General features: G+C 62.4%; 13 protein-coding genes. 2 read left to right on the top strand and 11 right to left on the bottom strand.

Annotated elements, in window-relative coordinates; all coding sequences use genetic code 11:
• Positions 1-28: 28 nt before the first annotated feature.
• Positions 29-928 (bottom strand): helix-turn-helix transcriptional regulator, encoded by a 900-nt coding sequence (locus tag INT29_RS16595; RefSeq protein ID WP_101569636.1) that lies wholly within the window; start codon positions 926-928, stop codon positions 29-31.
• Between the two features lie 18 nt (positions 929-946).
• Here INT29_RS16595 and INT29_RS16590 point away from each other — a divergent pair, with 18 nt between their 5' ends.
• Complete coding sequence (locus INT29_RS16590) at positions 947-1,366, top strand: VOC family protein (RefSeq protein ID WP_101569890.1); 420 nt, start codon at positions 947-949, stop codon at positions 1,364-1,366.
• Between the two features lie 44 nt (positions 1,367-1,410).
• On the opposite strand, the gene INT29_RS16585 is transcribed toward INT29_RS16590, so the two are convergent.
• The 9 genes from INT29_RS16585 to INT29_RS16545 form a co-directional block, all read right to left on the bottom strand.
• A complete protein-coding gene (locus tag INT29_RS16585) occupies positions 1,411-2,043 on the bottom strand; it encodes a hypothetical protein (protein WP_101569635.1) in 633 nt (210 codons plus the stop codon).
• Entirely contained in the window at positions 2,036-3,574 is a 1,539-nt protein-coding gene (locus INT29_RS16580) for a sodium/proline symporter (protein WP_193072482.1), read from the bottom strand. Before INT29_RS16580 ends, INT29_RS16585 begins: the two co-directional genes overlap by 8 nt.
• Positions 3,571-3,753: a hypothetical protein gene (locus tag INT29_RS16575; protein ID WP_101569633.1), complete on the bottom strand. Its 183-nt coding sequence runs from the start codon at positions 3,751-3,753 to the stop codon at positions 3,571-3,573. Before INT29_RS16575 ends, INT29_RS16580 begins: the two co-directional genes overlap by 4 nt.
• A gap of 151 nt (positions 3,754-3,904) precedes the next feature.
• Positions 3,905-5,479, bottom strand: coding sequence for a molybdopterin-dependent oxidoreductase (locus INT29_RS16570; RefSeq protein ID WP_101569632.1), 1,575 nt, complete (start codon positions 5,477-5,479; stop codon positions 3,905-3,907).
• Positions 5,480-5,557: 78 nt separating this feature from the next.
• Complete coding sequence (locus INT29_RS16565; protein ID WP_101569631.1) at positions 5,558-5,905, bottom strand: hypothetical protein; 348 nt, start codon at positions 5,903-5,905, stop codon at positions 5,558-5,560.
• 65 nt (positions 5,906-5,970) lie between these two features.
• Positions 5,971-6,765: a Bax inhibitor-1/YccA family membrane protein gene (locus INT29_RS16560; protein WP_193072509.1), complete on the bottom strand. Its 795-nt coding sequence runs from the start codon at positions 6,763-6,765 to the stop codon at positions 5,971-5,973.
• Between the two features lie 235 nt (positions 6,766-7,000).
• Positions 7,001-8,584: an AbgT family transporter gene (locus INT29_RS16555; protein ID WP_193072480.1), complete on the bottom strand. Its 1,584-nt coding sequence runs from the start codon at positions 8,582-8,584 to the stop codon at positions 7,001-7,003.
• 228 nt (positions 8,585-8,812) lie between these two features.
• Positions 8,813-9,898 (bottom strand): inositol-3-phosphate synthase, encoded by a 1,086-nt coding sequence (locus INT29_RS16550; protein WP_101569628.1) that lies wholly within the window; start codon positions 9,896-9,898, stop codon positions 8,813-8,815.
• Positions 9,899-10,083: 185 nt separating this feature from the next.
• On the bottom strand, positions 10,084-11,676 hold the full coding sequence (locus tag INT29_RS16545; RefSeq protein WP_101569889.1) for a peptide chain release factor 3: 1,593 nt from the start codon (positions 11,674-11,676) through the stop codon (positions 10,084-10,086).
• Between the two features lie 127 nt (positions 11,677-11,803).
• Between INT29_RS16545 and INT29_RS16540 the strand changes: the two genes are divergently transcribed.
• On the top strand, positions 11,804-12,178 hold the full coding sequence (locus INT29_RS16540; RefSeq protein WP_193072479.1) for a hypothetical protein: 375 nt from the start codon (positions 11,804-11,806) through the stop codon (positions 12,176-12,178).
• A gap of 25 nt (positions 12,179-12,203) precedes the next feature.
• Here the strand turns inward: INT29_RS16540 and hrpA are convergent, their stop codons facing one another.
• Positions 12,204-16,529, bottom strand: coding sequence for an ATP-dependent RNA helicase HrpA (gene hrpA / locus INT29_RS16535; protein WP_226842112.1), 4,326 nt, complete (start codon positions 16,527-16,529; stop codon positions 12,204-12,206).
• Between the last annotated feature and the right edge of the window lie 11 nt (positions 16,530-16,540).

Here is a 16,540-nt window from a genome sequence, read left to right as displayed (position 1 = left end):
GCGTCCTGCTCTCGTCGCCGCCGCACTCCTAGGCGCTCGTCATCCGGGAGCCGAGATACTCGGTTGGTGTGCATCCGGTCACGCGGTGGAAATCCGCTGTGAAGTGCGACTGGTCGAACCAACCGAACAAAGCAGCAAGCTCGACAAACGACCGATCCCACCCCTGATCGATTGCCGCTACAGCATCTCTGACGCGGGCACGGGTGAGGATCTTCTTGACACCGACACCGCAGTATTCGTGAAACATCCGCTGCAGCGACCGTTCACTCATTGCACAATGCGATGACAGTTCGCCGAGGCTGATGACGCTCGGATCGTCGAGGAGTTCCAGCACGCGTCGGAACCGGGTATATCCCTCGGTCATCCTCGGGTGCAGAGACAGCAGCCACGCCTGAAGCACCTCAGCTGAGGAGGCCAGATCAGCTTCACGCACCTGGTCGACATCCAGCTGCTCGTCAACGCCCAGTTGTTCATCAATTCCCGGAAACCAGTCACCGGCCCGCACAGTTGTGTCCCGGATCAGTGCCGGCGACCCATTCGCGAACGCCAGTGTCCCGCCGAGGTGGAAGTTGACCCCGATGACACCACCACGACCGTAGAGCCCGACATCGAATCGACGAGTAGTCACCGGACCCGTCAGCCACGTCCCGGCACCGTTCGTGTTCGCCCGATAGAGATCGCCGAACTCAACGGTGAGGTTGATGCCTGGTTCCGACACTGTCGCCGTCTGATAGCGCTCGCCCTCGGGCAGGTCCCATGTCACCGACCACAACCGCTTCACCCAGGGACGCAGCTCTTCGACGACCACCGCCGGCACGGAATAGTTGGCGTGCTGAAGCATCTCCGCCGGCCTGAGCACACGCCCGAAGAAATGTTCGGGCGGTGATTCGCTACGTGGCGGATTTTTCCTATCGACGACATCGTCCATGGAACAAGAATGGCAGACATGACTGACACAGAGATGAAGGAAGCCCCTGCCACTGCCTCCACCACCGAGGCAACACCTGTCGCGAAATTGGCCATGGTCACGCTCGACGCCCCGGACGCTTCGGCGCTCGGCGACTTCTATTCCGCGGTGCTGGGTTGGCCGGTGGCGTACTCAGATGAGAACTACGCAATGCTCACCGGCCCCAGCAACGCTCTGGGCATTGGGACGATCCCGGACTACAAACGCCCGGATTGGCCCGACGACGGACGCAAGCAGTTCCACCTCGATCTCGCCGCCGATGACATCGAAGCTGCGGCCGCTCGCTGCATCGAACTCGGAGCGAGCAGGGCCTATCCTCAGCCAGGCGAAACCTGGGTAGTGCTCATCGATCCCGCAGGGCACCCATTCTGCCTCTCTGATGCGAAGAACTGGGGCTGACGCATCTGCGCTGTCCCACCGAAACGTCCCCGCGGGGACGCGTCTCAATCTTGGGTCAGCTTCTCGACCCGAACGATGTAATGGGAGGAGTCGAGGCCGTCGACGAGGATCGTGGCCGAGAACTTGTCGTTGTCGCCGGTGACCACCCAGTTGGGTTTGAGGATTCCACTGGGTGCGGCAATCTCGTCGAGGCTCAGCCCCATGCCCAGTTTCACCGTCTTCAGCACCTTCGTGCGCACCAACGCACGTGCTGTTCGCCTCACATCATCTGGGCCAGGTTGTGGGCCCGCCTGATCAGAGGATTCGAAGGCATCCAGCCACTCTGTCACGGCCACCGTCTCACCACGAGGATCGAAGTCCGCGAGATACCCCTTGCCCGAATAGGCGTTGACCAGGACGTTCATGCACTGCCCTGGGCTTGCCTCCGCCCTAGCACGACCGGCCGGTTCAGGTTTTCGGTTCCGCCGAAATATGCTGCTCGTCTGGGCACTGAGCACCGTCGACCAGAAGGGGTGGAGGACCTCTCTGACCTCGGCGTCGGCATTGGGCAGCTTGCGCCTGAAGACGGCGAGCGCCTCGGCGGCGGTGATGTTCGGTGCCAGCTTCAACGCCGTCTCCGGGGCGATCAGCTCTGGCTTCTCTCCCCCACCGGCGAAACTGTCCGGGTGCTCACGCATCCTTGGGCACCTGTCCGGCGAGCGCATCGTTTTGGCCGATGAGCATGCGTGCGGGGATGGCGCCGATCTTGTCGGTCTCCTTGAGCGCGTCGATGACATGTGCCGGGACAGGGTGCGACTTCTGCGTGGCCAGAGACACGACGATGAGGCCCAGGGTCGAGCACACGATGCCGACACCCATCGGATCGACACCGGTGACGTCGACGAGGCCAGCCATCTGCCAGCTCACCGAGGACACGGTGCCCAGGATCATGGAGACGATGGCTCCGGGAACATTTGCCTTCTTCCACCAGGCGGCCGCCACGTAGACGGGGACGAATGCGGCACCGAGGACTGTGGTGGCGAAGATGGCCACCTCGGCAACCGAGGGCGGGTCGTTGACAGCAACCCAGTAGCCGATGATCGCGAGGATGAGGACGGTGAAGCGTGAGACCCACACTGACTGCCTGTCGCTCATATCCTTCTTGATGAAGCGCTGGAACAGATCCTGGCTGGCGATCGTGCCCGACTGCAGCAGCAGCGCATCGGCCGTGGACATGATCGCGGCCATGATGCCTGCCATGACGATACCCACGGCGAAGTTCGGCAGAACCGTGTCCGCGACCTGGAAGACTGCGAGCTCAGGGTTGTCGAGGTTGGGCAAGATGATCAAGGCCATGATGCCCACGATGTAGGGCGCCGGAATGAAGAGCAGGTTGAAGCCGGTGGCGTACAGGCTTGCTGTGCGCGCGACCGAGGGGCGCTTCATGGCCATGTGGCTGACGTTGACGTGCGGCCAGCCCATGTAGCCGATGGAGAAGACGAGGACGGCGCCGATGATGACGCCCCACTGCACCGAGCCGAATCCCTCGGGCCCCCACATGGTGAGCAGGTTCGGGTTGATCTCTCCCACCGCATTGTTGCCGGCAGTCCAACCGCCGACGGCCTGCAGGGTGCCGATGAGGATCCAGACCATGCCGATGAGCATGATGATGGCCTGGACGAAGTCGGTGTACGCCACCGCAAGGTAGCCGCCGAGGAAGGTGTAGAAGACGATGACGCCGATGGCGACGAGCAGGGCCCAAGCGTAGGGAATGCCGGTGACCATCTCCAAGCCGCGACCGCCCGCGATGAACTGAGTCATCACGTAGAAGAAGATGCAGAACACCGCCACCGGGGCCGCGATCATCCGGATCCACTTCGAAGGGTAGCGATGCTCGAGATATTCGATCGAGGTCAGCGATCCGAGGATCTGGGAGAGCTTGCGCATGCGCCGCCCCAGGATCGACAGGTTGAGCACTCCGCCGCCGATGTCGCCCATCGCGTACCAGAGTGAGAAGTAGCCCTTCGTGTACGCCAGCGATCCGGCACCGAGGAACATGTACCCCGACATCGACGAACTCTGCAGGCGCAGTGCCGTGACCGCAGGACCCAGGCTGCGCCCGCCCAGCAGGTAGCCTTCGCTGTCCTTATTGCCGATCTTGAGTGTCCACACGCCGATGCCGGCCATGGCGATGAAGTAGATGACGAGGAACCAGGTTTCGAGGTTCATGCCAGTCCCCCGTTCTCAGTCCCGGAGCGGCGCTCCGTCGCCGAGGGGGTGAGCTGGTCCTCGGCCACATCCTCGGCTTTCCAACCGCGTGAGAGGTAGACGAAGATCAGCGTGTAGATCACCCATATTGCGGGGATGCCGAAGATGATGACGACGGTTGCCGTCGGGAGACCGAACATTGAGACCACCTCGTTGTGTCACTGAACAGGACTGGCAGGTGCGGCCCCTACAGCGACCGCACCATAGGTGACCATACAACGTTTTGTCAGTCAGCTCACACACTTCTCACGCGCGGGGCGTGCCGCTGTTCAGGACACCGCGACCAGCCTCTCAGTCCACGACGAATTGGCGGTCGTGGAGGCCGGTGGCGCTGCCGGGGATCGCGGGGCGGCGTTCGGAGATCTGAACGTTGCCGTCTTCGTCGACCGCTCTGACCGTCACGGTGTGGGTGCCCGGTTCCAAGTCGTCGAAGGGGCATCGCCATTGTCGCCAGGTGTCGGTGGTCAGCTCCTCACTCAGCTCCGCTGTGTGCCAGTCGCCGTTATCGATGCGCACTCGCACCTCGGCGATGCCGACGTGTTGGGCCCAGGCCATTCCCGCGGTGACGATCTGCCCGTCTTTGTTGGGGCTGACATGGACACCGGCGCGGGGAACGTCGATTCTAGAAGCGACGAGTATGGGTCCGTGGGTGGACCATCCTCGTTTCGTCCAATAGGCCTGTTTGTCGGCGAAGCGGGTGACTTCGAGTTCGGTCACCCATTTGGTCGCGGAGACGAAACCGTAGAGTCCGGGGACGACGAGCCTGGCGGGGAACCCGTGGTCGCGGGGCAGCGGTTCACCGTTCATCCCGACTGCCAGCAGGGACGCCCGATCATCTGTGAGTGCTTCGAGAGGTGTCGAGGCAGTGAAGCCGTCATCGGATGTCGAGAGCACCATGTCTGCGCCTTTCTTCGGGCCGGCGCGTTTGAGCAGCTCACGCACCGGGTAGCCCAGCCAGGTGGCATTGCCCACGAGGTCGCCGCCGACCTCGTTCGAGACGCAGGTCAGGCTCACACGATGCTCCTCCAGCGGCAGCTCGAGCAGCTGCGCCATGGTGATCGTGACTTCGTCTTCGACCATTCCGTGGATGTGCAGCGACCAGGACGCGGCGTCGACGGAGGGCGGGATGAGTGCGGTGTCGATGCGGTAGAAGTCATCGTTAGGTGTCATGATCGGTGTGAGCCCCTCGATGTCGAAGTCTGCTCCAGCTGGAATCTTGGGCGCCGAGGTGGCCGGCCGTGGCAGCACCAGCTTAGTCACCGCTCCTGCCGCATTTCGGGCGAGGATCGAAGCCGACTGACCTGCAGCGATCGCGGCCATGCCGACCGCGCTCAGACCTGCGGCGAGACCGAAGAAGGCGCGACGGTCGGTGCCCGGTTGATTGTCAGCACCGAAGTCCTCATCGCGTCCGACAGAATTTCGGGCAGATGACTCGGTGCCGTTGCTGAATCGGATCAGTGCCACATAGGCTGCACATCCCAACGCCACACCCACGAGTGCCGGAACCGTGTCGAGGATCGTTCCTCCTGTGCTCAGCAGCACCACGACGGGCAGGATTCCGAGGCCGATGAGGAGGACGAAGGACAGGGCCCTGCGGTGCAGGCCGATGCGCCCGATCACACCGCCGAGGATCGCTCCGACGATGACGAGGGTGATGACGAGTGCGAGCTTGTCGTTCGTACCGAATACGCTGATGGCGGTCTTGATCATGGCGGTAGGCACGAGTGGGATGATCGTCTGCCCCAGGATCAGCAGGGGCGCTGAGGTTGCAGAGACGGCGCCGGCGATGAACTCTGCAGTACCGAAATACACCAGGGTCGCGACGATACCGGCGAGGGTGAAGAGTAGCGGGCGGCGATCTGTCATCGGATTTTCGCACCTTCTTAGGGCAAGTGATGGTGCCCTCGATTATCCTCCTCCGCGACCGTCAGCGGGCAGGAACTTCTAGGCGAGGTTTCGGCGCAGTCGTACTGCGGCGTCGAGCAGCTGCTCCAGGCGTGCCTGTTGCTGCACCTCCGGCAGATTCGCGGTCGAGGCTATCCCCTCATCGATCAGGACGACGACCTGATCAGCCAGGCTCTGATCTCCCAGGTCAGGGACCGTACGGCCACCGGAGCCGATGGATGAGAACCGTGCGAGCGCCTCGGCGATGGTGTCTCTCCTGGACATGGAGCCGACGTCGGTGGGGGGAGAATTCGGGCCCGCCGCGGCGAGCTGACGCGGGTTGAGGCCGATGATGCGGATACGCAGACGGCGGACCTCCGTTTCGAGGTCCGCCGTCACGTTGTTCATGGCCCAATCATAGACGCTGTCCCCGGGACCACACAGCTGGTGTGGGGTGCCGGGACCAACGGTGTCTAGTTCCTGAAGTAGGAGATGAGACGCAGGATTTCGATGTAGAGCCACACGAGGGTGACCATGAGGGAGAAGGCGCACATCCAGGAGTACTTCTCCGGAATCCGCTGCTTCACACCCTGCTCGATCATCTGGAAGTCCATGATCAAGGTCATGGCCGCCAGCACGGTGGCGACGATGCCGATGATGACACCGAGCGGCATTTCAAATCCCATGATGTTGATCGGCACGCTGCGGGCACCCCCGGTGCCGGTCATCATCGCGATGCCGAAGTTGATGAGCGAGAAGATGGCGTACCCACCGATGGCGATCATCATGAACTTCTTCATCTTCGAGCCGTAGCGCACGCCCTTGAACTTGAACAGGGCGAGCATGACGCCGAAGACGCAGAGTGTGGCGAGCACGGCTTGGATGACGATACCGGGGAACATCGTTTCGAACATCGAGGAGATGCCGCCGAGGAAGACTCCCTCGAACGCGGCGTAGCCGATGATCAGGGCCTTGCTCGGTTCCTTCTTGAAGGCGTTGACAAGACCGAGGACCAGTGCGATGAGCATCGCAGGGAAAGCCAGTGGCGGAACGAACCAGCCGAGGACGGCACCGGCGAGAAGAATGGTGAAGAGAACACCGGTCTTCATCATGACGTCGTCGTAGGTCATCGCCCGGTCAGCAGTCTGCGGACCGGCATTGCGGTTCTGCGCGGCTGGCTGGTCGAACAGGTTGTTGAGCTCCTGGTCGGACATGACCGGTTCGTTGCGTCCGGCCTGAACTCCCTGGTTGAGAGCCCGGTTCATCATGGGGTTACTCACGGTCGAGATCCTTTCGATCTGAGCAGGTTGCTCGCGCAGTCGAAATGCCGCACGAGAGTTGAATCTTGGTCTCAGTCTAGTCACTTGAGCTGGACAGTCACTGATGACCCGGCGCAAGAGCCAGTGAGCGTTGCACGATCGTAACGCTCGTCGGCGGCAAGGTTATTCCCACATCCACGGCAGGCGTTGTGTCCGCCCCGCCTCGCGAGCCCAGCCAGAACCCTCAGCCCATGTGGTAGCTCGTGGCTGCACCCGGGCCCCATGGGATTCCTGTGGCCCACCAGATGAAGAAGAGGAGTCCCCAGAGAATGAACATTGCGAACGAGAGCGGAATGGTGAACGACAGAACGGTGCCGATTCCCGCGTCCTTTTTATATCGCTGGATGAAGCCGAGGACCACAACGAAGTACGGGCTCATCGGGGAGATGATGTTCGTCGTGGAGTCACCGATGCGATAGAGGGCCTGCGTGGTCTCCGGGGCGATGGACAGGAGCATGAACATCGGCACGAGGACCGGTGCCATCAGGGTCCACAGTCCCGATCCCGAGGTCAGGAACAGTGCGCCGAGGGCAACCAACAGCCACCCGCCGAGGAGGATGACGAAGGGTCCGGTGTCGAGTGAGCCGAAGAATTCGGCGCCGCGGATGGCGAGGATCTCGCCGAGGTTGGACATCTTGAACAGTGCGAGGAACTGGCTGGCGGCGAAGAAGAGGACGATGACGGGGACGAACGGCAGCAGTCCCTTGCCCATCATGTCGGGAATGTCCGAAGTCTTCTTGATCGATCCTGTGGCGTAGCCGTAGACGATGCCGACAATGAAGAATCCGAAGCCGATGATGGCTGCGATTCCTGCCATCAGTCCCGATTCGGGGCCGAAGCCACCGGCTTCATCGCGCAGGAACGAATCCTGGGGCAGTGCAAGGAAGAAGAGGAGTGCGGCGCAGGCGACGATGCTGAGCACAGCGAAGACCATGCCGCGCTTCTCGTTGGCATCCAGCGCCATTTTGACATCGAAGTTGTCGGGATCGTTCTCGTCTGGTTCGTCGAGTTCGATCTGGTCGGCTCGCTTCGACAGCAGCAGTTCGGTGACGAGAGTGACGGCGGCGGCGACGACGAACATCGAGACGAAGTTGAAGTAGAAGTTCGCAATCGGGCTGACCACGTAGTCGGGGTCGATGATCTGAGCCGCCGACGTGGAGAGCCCGCCGAGGATGGTGTCGAGGGAGTTGACCATCGGCGCCGCAGAATACCCACCCGAGGTGGCGGCATAGGCGACAAGACACCCCAGCAGCGGATTGCGACCCACAGCTTTGAACGCGAGCCCGCCCAGGGGAATCATGATCATGTAGGAGGCGTCGGAGGCAATCGAGGAAGCGGTTCCGGCAAGTGCCACGATGAACGTGATCCACTTCGGTGAGGCACCGGCGATGGTTCCGCGCAGCATCGCCGGGATCAGTCCGGACTGCTCGGCCACGGCTACGCCGATGAGGACGATGAGCACGAGACCCAACGGTGGGAACGTGACGAAGTTGTTCGTGGCTCCGGCGACTATCTCCCGCAGGGACTCTGTGCTGAAGAGGTTGGTGACGCTCACCGTCTTGTCGGTGGCCGGGTTGACGGCCTCCAATCCGACGGCGGAGAAGATCGCGGAGAGAACCATCACTACGACGGCCAGGGACAGGAACAGCCAGAAGGGGTGCGGAAGTTTGTTTCCGGCCTTTTCTATGATGACCAACAGGCGCATCAGCCAGTCGAGTTCGGCCGGTTTCTTCTTCGCGGTGTCGGTGGCAGCTGCATTGCGTGACATCGATACTCCTCGGTGATTCGTCAGAAGGGGTGTGCAGATGGGCCGAAGCTCATCCAGTGGTCGAGTCACGGCTCGTCTGTGGCAGGGACCACTGTGTGCACGCCCCAGTGTTATGGACAACACCGATTACAGGCGAGCCGATCTCATATCCTGGATCGCCTGAGCGCAGCGAAAATGCCGACCGCACGTAGGTGCGATCGGCATTCTCAGGTTGCGGGGGTCTTCAGCTCAGCGTTCGAGGTTTCCCTGGATGAAGGCTTCGACTGCGTCGTGAGCTGCGTCATCGCCATTCTGCTCCGGGGGCGACTTCATGAAGTACGACGAGGCGGAGATGAGAGCTCCGCCGACGCCGCGGTCGAGTCCGATCTTGGCCGCACGCACGGCGTCGATGATGACTCCGGCCGAGTTCGGTGAGTCCCAGACCTCGAGCTTGTATTCCAGCGACACCGGAGCATCACCGAAGTTGCGGCCTTCGAGACGGACGAAAGCCCATTTGCGATCGTCGAGCCACTCAATGTAGTCGCTGGGTCCGATGTGGACGTTGCGGGGCTCGAGCTCGGCCGAGGTGTTCGAGGTCACGGCCTGGGTCTTCGAGATCTTCTTCGACTCGAGGCGTTTGCGCTCGAGCATGTTCTTGAAGTCCATGTTGCCGCCGACGTTGAGCTGGTAGGTGCGGTCGAGGACGACGCCGCGGTCCTCGAACAGCTTGGCCATCACACGGTGAGTGATGGTCGCACCGATCTGGCTCTTGATGTCGTCGCCGACGATCGGCACGCCGGCGGCACGGAACTTTTCGTCCCATTCCTTGGTGCCGGCGATGAAGACAGGCAGGGCATTGACGAAGGCGACCTTCGCATCGATGGCGGCCTGTGCGTAGTACTCGACGGCTTCCTGCGAACCTACGGGCAGGTAGCAGACGAGAACATCGACCTGTGCCTCACGCAGCGCCTGTGCGACGTCGACGGGTTCGATGTCGGATTCGACGATGGTCTCGCGGTAGTACTCGCCGAGGCCGTCCAAGGTCGGTCCGCGCTGAACCTCGACACCGGTCGATGGCACGTCGGCAATCTTGATCGTGTTGTTCTCACTGGCCGTGATCGCCTCAGCGATATCGGCGCCGACCTTTTTGCCGTCGACGTCGAATGCGGCGACGAATTCGATATCACCGACGTGATAATCGCCGAACTCAACGTGCATGAGTCCCGGTACTTTACTTCCTGGGGCCGCATCCCGGTAATACTCAACACCTTGGATCAGGGAAGAGGCGCAGTTGCCCAATCCGGCAATCGCGACTCGAATCGATTTCGTTCCCACGTCTGTGATCTCTCCTTTGTCATTTCGGGTCTCCCCGAGCGTCAGGTCTCCCCAACTGGGGCCATCTTGAAATGACCCCGACTATTCATCTTAATGTCCTCGTCAAAACGGCGAGACGTCCTCGTCGAAACGTCGAACGTGTGATCGGCGGAAGTTTATTCCCCTGCCGATCGCGGTGTGTGGGCTCAGCTGACGACGAGCGGTTCCAAAACCAGATCCGGATGATTCTTCTGCACGCCCTGGAGGCGCCACCTGTCTGAGAACAGGGCGAGCAGCTCACCGTCAGAGCGGTGCAGAACTTCAACTGATCGTTCCCTCGCCAGCGTCGGCACGCATTCTGGTGTGGTGCGCCGAGCCAAGGAGAAGTTGAGGCGCTCCAGCGAACAGGGCGCGTGGAATTCGTTGTTCATCCGGTCCTCGGCGACCTCGAACTGCATCGGTCCAACGGCTCCGAGAACCGGGGCCTGGTCACCGCGCAGGTCAGAGCGAAGCACCTGAATGACTCCTTCGTGGTCGAGCTGTTCGATACCGCGGCGGAACTGCTTGTACTTCGAGGAGTCCTTGGCCTTGATGACCATGAAGTGTTCGGGAGAGAACGTCGGAATGCCGGGGAATTCGACCTTCTTGTCCAGGTAGAGCGAATCGCCCACCCGCAGTGCACTGGCGTTGACCAGTCCGACGACGTCTCCTGGGAAGGCTTCATCGACGACGTCGCGGTCACGGCCGAAGACCTGCTGCGCATACTTCGTAGCGAAGGGTTTGCCGGTCGCGGCGTGGGTGAGCACGGAACCGCGTTCGAAGACACCGGAGCAGACTCGAATGTAGGCCAGCCGGTCACGGTGGTTGGAGTCCATGCCTGCCTGGACCTTGAAGACGAATCCGGAGAACGGATCGGCCACGTCGCGCGGCACATCGTTCTTGTCCAGACGCGCCTCTGCCGCGGGCGCCAGGTCGACGAGCATGTCGAGGAGTTTGTGGATACCGAAGTTGAGCACCGCCGAGGCGAACATCACCGGGGTCGACTTGCCGGCCAGGAACGTCTCCTGATCGTGGTTCTGATCCTCCATGTCGAGAAGATCGGATTCGTCGACAGCAGTCTGCCAGGCATCGCCTTCGAGCTCGACGGCTTTGTCCGCGCCATAGGTCTCTTCGCCGGCGATGGTGGCACCGGCATTGGTGCGGTCGTACTTCGTGTAGTCACCGGTGAGACGGTCAAGGACTCCCCTGAAGTCACCGGACTGGCCAACAGGCCAGGTCAGCGGGGTGGGCAGGAGTCCGGTGCGTTCCTGGACCTCATCCATGAGCTCCAGCGCGTCGAGACCGGCACGGTCCCATTTGTTGATCACGGTGATGATCGGGATGTTGCGGTGGGCACAGACTTCGAAGAGTTTCATGGTCTGCGCTTCGAGGCCCTTGGCTGCGTCGATGAGCATCACGGCACAGTCGACGGCGGAGAGTACTCGATAGGTGTCCTCGGAGAAGTCCGCGTGACCCGGGGTGTCGACGAGGTTGAAGACCGCATCCCGATACTCGAACTGCAGCGCCGCTGAGGAGATCGAGATGCCGCGGTCCTGCTCCATCTTCATCCAGTCGGAGACAGTGGCGCGGCGGCCGGCCTTGCCATGGGTGGCGCCGGCCTTGCCGATGGCTCGTGCGTGCAGTGCGAGCGCCTCGGTGGTCGTCGATTTACCCGCGTCGGGGTGCGAAATGACAGCGAACGTCCGGCGGCGAGCCGCCTCGGTTCGAATGTCCTTGTCAGAATACTGGCCAGAAGTCACCAAAATATCTTATCTCTCTTCTGTCGTTGAACGGGTGTCCGGTCAGTCACAGTTGTGGTTAGTGTGCGCGGTCGGCTCTGCGGGGTGTCCAGCGTCTTGTCGGATTTCGCGTTTATGCTGGATGGCGATGAATGAGGAATTTGTTGAATACGCCGGACGCTCCGAACCGAGGGAACGCCTGCTCAAGGCCCTGCCGCTGATTTTCGCGGCGATCCTCGGCATCCCTGCCCTGGTGTACGCGATCAAGTTTTCGCTCGAGATCGGTCAAGTCACCAGTTACCTCTTCGACCTCGGGACATCCGGGTGGGAGGCCTTCAGCATGGTGATGCTCAGTCTCTCAGGCGCGTTCTGCCTTGTCTTCTACCTCGTGTTCCTCTTCGTCGGGACCCGCCGACGGACGTGGAAATGGCGTATCTGGTGGTCTGTCGCCGCATTCCTCGCCGCCGCGGTCCTCCCCATCTGGTGGTTGTTCGCCGGCTACTTCACCTCCGGCCCCGCCTAGTCGCAACTCTCAGCGCCGCGACCCATCACAGTTGTGCGAGTGCCTTCGCGATCCTCTTCTCCGACACCGGGTGGGCAGTTCCCAGCGAATTCGCGTAGAGGCTGACGCGCAGCTCCTCGAGCATAATGATCACGTCCCGCCACTCACTGGGCACCGAGACCACGATCCGTGACCAATTCGCTTTGGCCAGCTCGGGGAACCTGTTGCCGACCTTCTTCAACACGGCGTCGCTGCTGCCGCTGATACGGTCCATGAGCTGCTTGTCGCGCATCGGCGAGTTCTGCATTCCATCGATGCGGACTACCTCAGCCTGCACCCACCGGGGCAGATCGCGGAGCATCTGCCCGGTCATCGCGGCCACCGACTCACCTGTGACTCGTGCTCCCCGCCATGTCTGCACATCTGCCAGGTTGGACAGGATCGCCAACGATGAGGCCTTTGATACGCGCCGGTCGAGTTCGGTGGTGGACCGCAGTGCCTTCATCAGATGAGGCAGCAGGTTCGAGCACATGTCGGTCAGGGCCGCGTGCATCGCGGCTTCCAGCTTCCCGAACTCTCCGGCATCTGCCACCCAGCTGGTCTCAGCAGCACCCAGCTCGGTCTCGACGACGCTGCGGATTCCTGCCCTGATGAGGGCGTGGAGCATTTCGTCCGAGGACTGCTGGTGACCGGCGAGGACGAGTTTCTCATCGGTCGTCAGTCCTTCTCGCAGGTATTTCAGTGCCTCGTTCGTGCGCAGGCCCAACAGGGTGATGAGCCCCTCGCGTGAGGCCAAACGGGCCTGGGCAGCCGTGTCGAAGGCTACGAGGTCGACGCTGGTTCCACGGTCGACCAACCCGGGCACAGCCCCGACTTCAGCCTCGTCCGGGCTGGTCAGCGTGCCGAACGACCATGAGGTGAGTCCCGTCTTGGCATTGAACGAGACCTGCTTAGCCCGGGCCCTGCGCACCTGAGGTTTCGCCGTCGCCGTCAGCTTGGTCAGGTCCTCGCCGATACCCACTGTTGTGGTCCCGTCGATGACGCGGAAGCGGATCCGCAGGTGCGGCGGAATACGATCTTCGTCGAAGTCCGCGGCGGTCACGGTGATGGGAACCAGGTCGTTCAGGCCTCCCCCGCCCGCACGTTCGCTCAGGTGAGCGGCGAGCACCTCGGGCAGAGCCCCGCGGTAGGGAGTGAGCATGGGCAGGATGTCGCGGGCGACGTCAGGCGCGGGTACGAAATAGCGGCGCTTGTTCTTCGGAAGCGACCGGATGTAGGCGGCGACGAGTTCCTCACGCAGGCCCGGGACCTGCCAGGAGAACTCATCGGAATCCACCAGGGGCACGGACGCTGCCGGGAGTTCGACGGTCACCCCGTCCTCGGTGCTGCCGGGTTCGAAGGAATACCTCAGCTTCGCCATCGAACCGTCGACCAGTTCCCATTCCATCGGGAAATCGTCGGCCACCGAGGCGGTGAGTTCCTCGCTGTCGTCGCTGAGCAGGATCGACGTGTTCAGATCCAGCAGATGCGAGTCGCGACGCTTCTGCTTTTTCCACCAGGCACGGAAGTCCGCCGCCGAGGTGATTGTGGCAGGAATCCGTTCATCGTAGAACTCGAAGAGCGCATCGTCCTGGTCCAGGACCCTGCGGTTGCGTGTGCGTGAGGCGAGCGCTTCTGCCTCATCGATGACCGTCACATTGTGTTCGAGGAATCCGAAGCGTTCGTGCCAGTCACCTTCGATGAGGCCCTTGCGGATGAACATGTCCCGTGCGGCCTCCTGGTCGAAGGTCCCATAGCCGACCCGCCTGTCGGAGACGAGAGTGACGCCGTAGAGCGAGATCTTTTCGTAGACCATCGAACCGCCGGCCTTCTTCGACCAGTGCGGGTCCGAATACTGTCTGGTCACCAGATCACCGGCTGCTTCGACAACCCAGTCGGGTTCGATCGCTGAAACGGTACGGGCCCACAGTCTGGAGGTTTCGACGAGTTCGGCGGCCATGACGAAGTCGGGCTTCTTCTTGAACAGACCCGATCCGGGGAAGATCGCGAAGCGGGTACCTCGGGCTCCCTGATAGTCCTTGTTGCGTTCGGACCGGGCACCGATCATCGACAGCAGCCCCGTCAGCAGTGCCCGGTGGATAGCCGCGGCATGAGGGTCGAGTCTCGCGCTTGCAGCACTCTGTCCGGAGTCCTTCTCCGCATCCTGCCCGCCGTTCTTCTTCGCGCTGCGTTTCTGTGCGCTGAGTTCGGCGAATCCGACCTTGCCGCTGGCGCTCTTCGAGCTCGTCGGAGCAGCGGCAGTGTTCGACGTGCTCGACTGAGGCCCGGAAGCCTTTGCCGGCGACGCCGATGCGTCGGCAGCAGACGCCTCGACCGGGCGCCACACCGACTTGTTGACACGGATGCCGGAGGAGCCGAGCAAAGAGCGCAGCTGGCCGACGAGGTCCTGCCATTCGCGGATGCGCACGAAGTTGAGGAACTCGGCCTTGCATTGGCGGCGGAATTTCGAACTCGTCAGCGCGAACTGCTGGTCGTCGAGGTAGTTCCACAGGTTGAGGTAGGACAGGAAGTCGCTGCCCGGGTGGGTGAAGCGGGCGTGCTTCTCATCGGCGGCCGCGCGCACCTCGGTAGGTCGTTCGCGGGGGTCCTGAATGGACAGCGCGGCCACGATGACGGTGACCTCTCCCCCACATCCCGCCTCGGCGCCGGCGATGACCATGCGCGCCAGCCTCGGATCGATCGGGAGCAGGGACAACTGTCGACCGGTCGGGGTGACCGTGATCGTTCCGGCCTTATCGCTGGTCAGAGCCCCCAGTTCGGAGAGCATGGTGCGCCCGTCGCGGACGGCTTTGGCCTCTGGTGGGGTGAGGAACGGGAACTCGAGGATCTCCTTGTCACTTGAGGCGAACCCCAGGTCGGCCATCTGCAGGATGACGCTGGCGAGGTTGGTGCGCAGGATCTCCGGGTCGGTGAACTCGGGTCGCGACTCGAAGTCCTCCTGCGAATACAGGCGGATGCAGATGCCGTCGCTGGTGCGACCCGACCTGCCCTTGCGCTGGTTCGCGCTCGCCTGGGAGATGCGCTCGATCGGCAGTCGTTGGACCCGGGTGCGGTTGGAGTACCGGGAGATGCGGGCGGTGCCGACGTCGATGACGTATTTGATGCCGGGCACCGTCAGCGAGGTTTCGGCGACGTTCGTGGCCAGCACGAGGCGTGGCCTGGAGTGAGGTTTGAAGACCTTCTGCTGTTCACCGGCGGAGAGTCGGGCGAAGAGCGGCACGACTTCCCAGTTGCTCAGACGCGGACGTTTGCGCACGTGAGCCTCGAGGGCATCGGCGGTGTCGCGGATCTCGCGTTCCCCGGAGAGGAAGACGAGGATGTCGCCGGGTTCTTCTGCGCTGAGTTCGTCGAAGGCGGCGATGATGCCCTCGGTCTGTTCCTCGGGCCCCGTTTCGTAGCTCCCGGATTCCCCTGGACCGTCGTCGCCGTCTTCCTCGTAGTCGTCGACAAGTGGACGGTAGCGCACCTCGACCGGATAGGTTCGGCCGGCGACCTCGATGATCGGAGCGTCGTCGAAGTGTGCGGCGAAGGACTGCGGGTCAATGGTCGCCGAGGTGATGATGACCTTGAGCTCGGGCCGCTTGCCCATCACCTCTTTGAGTGAGCCGAGGAGGAAGTCGATGTTGAGGCTGCGTTCGTGCGCTTCATCGATGATGATGACTTCGTAGTCGCGCAGCAGCTTGTCCCGAGAGAGTTCGGAGAGCAGGATGCCGTCGGTCATGACCTTGACCCGGGTCGAATCCGCGACCTGCGCGGTAAATCGCACCTGGTAGCCGATGGTCCCGCCGAGATCCTCACCGAGTTCGTCGGCGATGCGCTCAGCCACGGTCCTGGCAGCGATTCGCCGAGGCTGCGTGTGCCCGATCAGTCCGTTGACTCCCAGCCCCAGTTCGAGGCAGATCTTGGGCAGCTGGGTGGTCTTTCCCGATCCCGTCTCGCCGGCGACGATGACGACCTGGTTGTCTCGGATAGCCGTGGCGATCTCGTCTTTGGCGGCCGAGACCGGCAGGTTCGCCGGGTAGGTGACGTCGACAGACCGGGACTGCCGGGCTGCCGTCAGCCGAGCCCGACGTTCACGGTGAGAGGCGCCGGTGTTCTTGCGTCGCTCATTCTTCCGCCGAGGTGAGCGCTTGGCGGATCGTGCGTCCTTGCCCACGGTGTGACTGTCTTTGTCTGGGACTTGGGAGCCCTTGCGCGAGGTCTTTGAGCCCTGACGCGGTGGCTGTGTGCCCGGGCGTGGTGACGGCGTATCCGTCCGCGGGGTCGAGTTGCCCGTGTCCGGGCTCGACGATGCTGAGTTCTCATGTGCCATTTCAGTTCCCA

Source organism: Brevibacterium sp. FME37 (assembly GCF_014897485.1).
Taxonomy (GTDB): domain Bacteria; phylum Actinomycetota; class Actinomycetes; order Actinomycetales; family Brevibacteriaceae; genus Brevibacterium.
The sequence above is the reverse complement of the archived record's forward strand: the minus strand, read 5'-3'. Positions and strand labels throughout refer to the sequence as shown.

Coding starts and splice junctions, on each gene's coding strand:
- INT29_RS16555 (WP_193072480.1), bottom strand. CDS start 8,584: ATGTCACGCAATGCAGCTGCCACCGACACCGCGAAGAAGAAACCGGCC.
- INT29_RS16590 (WP_101569890.1), top strand. CDS start 947: ATGACTGACACAGAGATGAAGGAAGCCCCTGCCACTGCCTCCACCACC.
- hrpA (WP_226842112.1), bottom strand. CDS start 16,529: ATGGCACATGAGAACTCAGCATCGTCGAGCCCGGACACGGGCAACTCG.
- INT29_RS16585 (WP_101569635.1), bottom strand. CDS start 2,043: ATGCGTGAGCACCCGGACAGTTTCGCCGGTGGGGGAGAGAAGCCAGAG.
- INT29_RS16565 (WP_101569631.1), bottom strand. CDS start 5,905: ATGAACAACGTGACGGCGGACCTCGAAACGGAGGTCCGCCGTCTGCGT.
- INT29_RS16540 (WP_193072479.1), top strand. CDS start 11,804: ATGAATGAGGAATTTGTTGAATACGCCGGACGCTCCGAACCGAGGGAA.
- INT29_RS16570 (WP_101569632.1), bottom strand. CDS start 5,479: ATGACAGATCGCCGCCCGCTACTCTTCACCCTCGCCGGTATCGTCGCG.
- INT29_RS16575 (WP_101569633.1), bottom strand. CDS start 3,753: ATGTTCGGTCTCCCGACGGCAACCGTCGTCATCATCTTCGGCATCCCC.
- INT29_RS16580 (WP_193072482.1), bottom strand. CDS start 3,574: ATGAACCTCGAAACCTGGTTCCTCGTCATCTACTTCATCGCCATGGCC.
- INT29_RS16560 (WP_193072509.1), bottom strand. CDS start 6,765: ATGATGAACCGGGCTCTCAACCAGGGAGTTCAGGCCGGACGCAACGAA.
- INT29_RS16595 (WP_101569636.1), bottom strand. CDS start 928: ATGGACGATGTCGTCGATAGGAAAAATCCGCCACGTAGCGAATCACCG.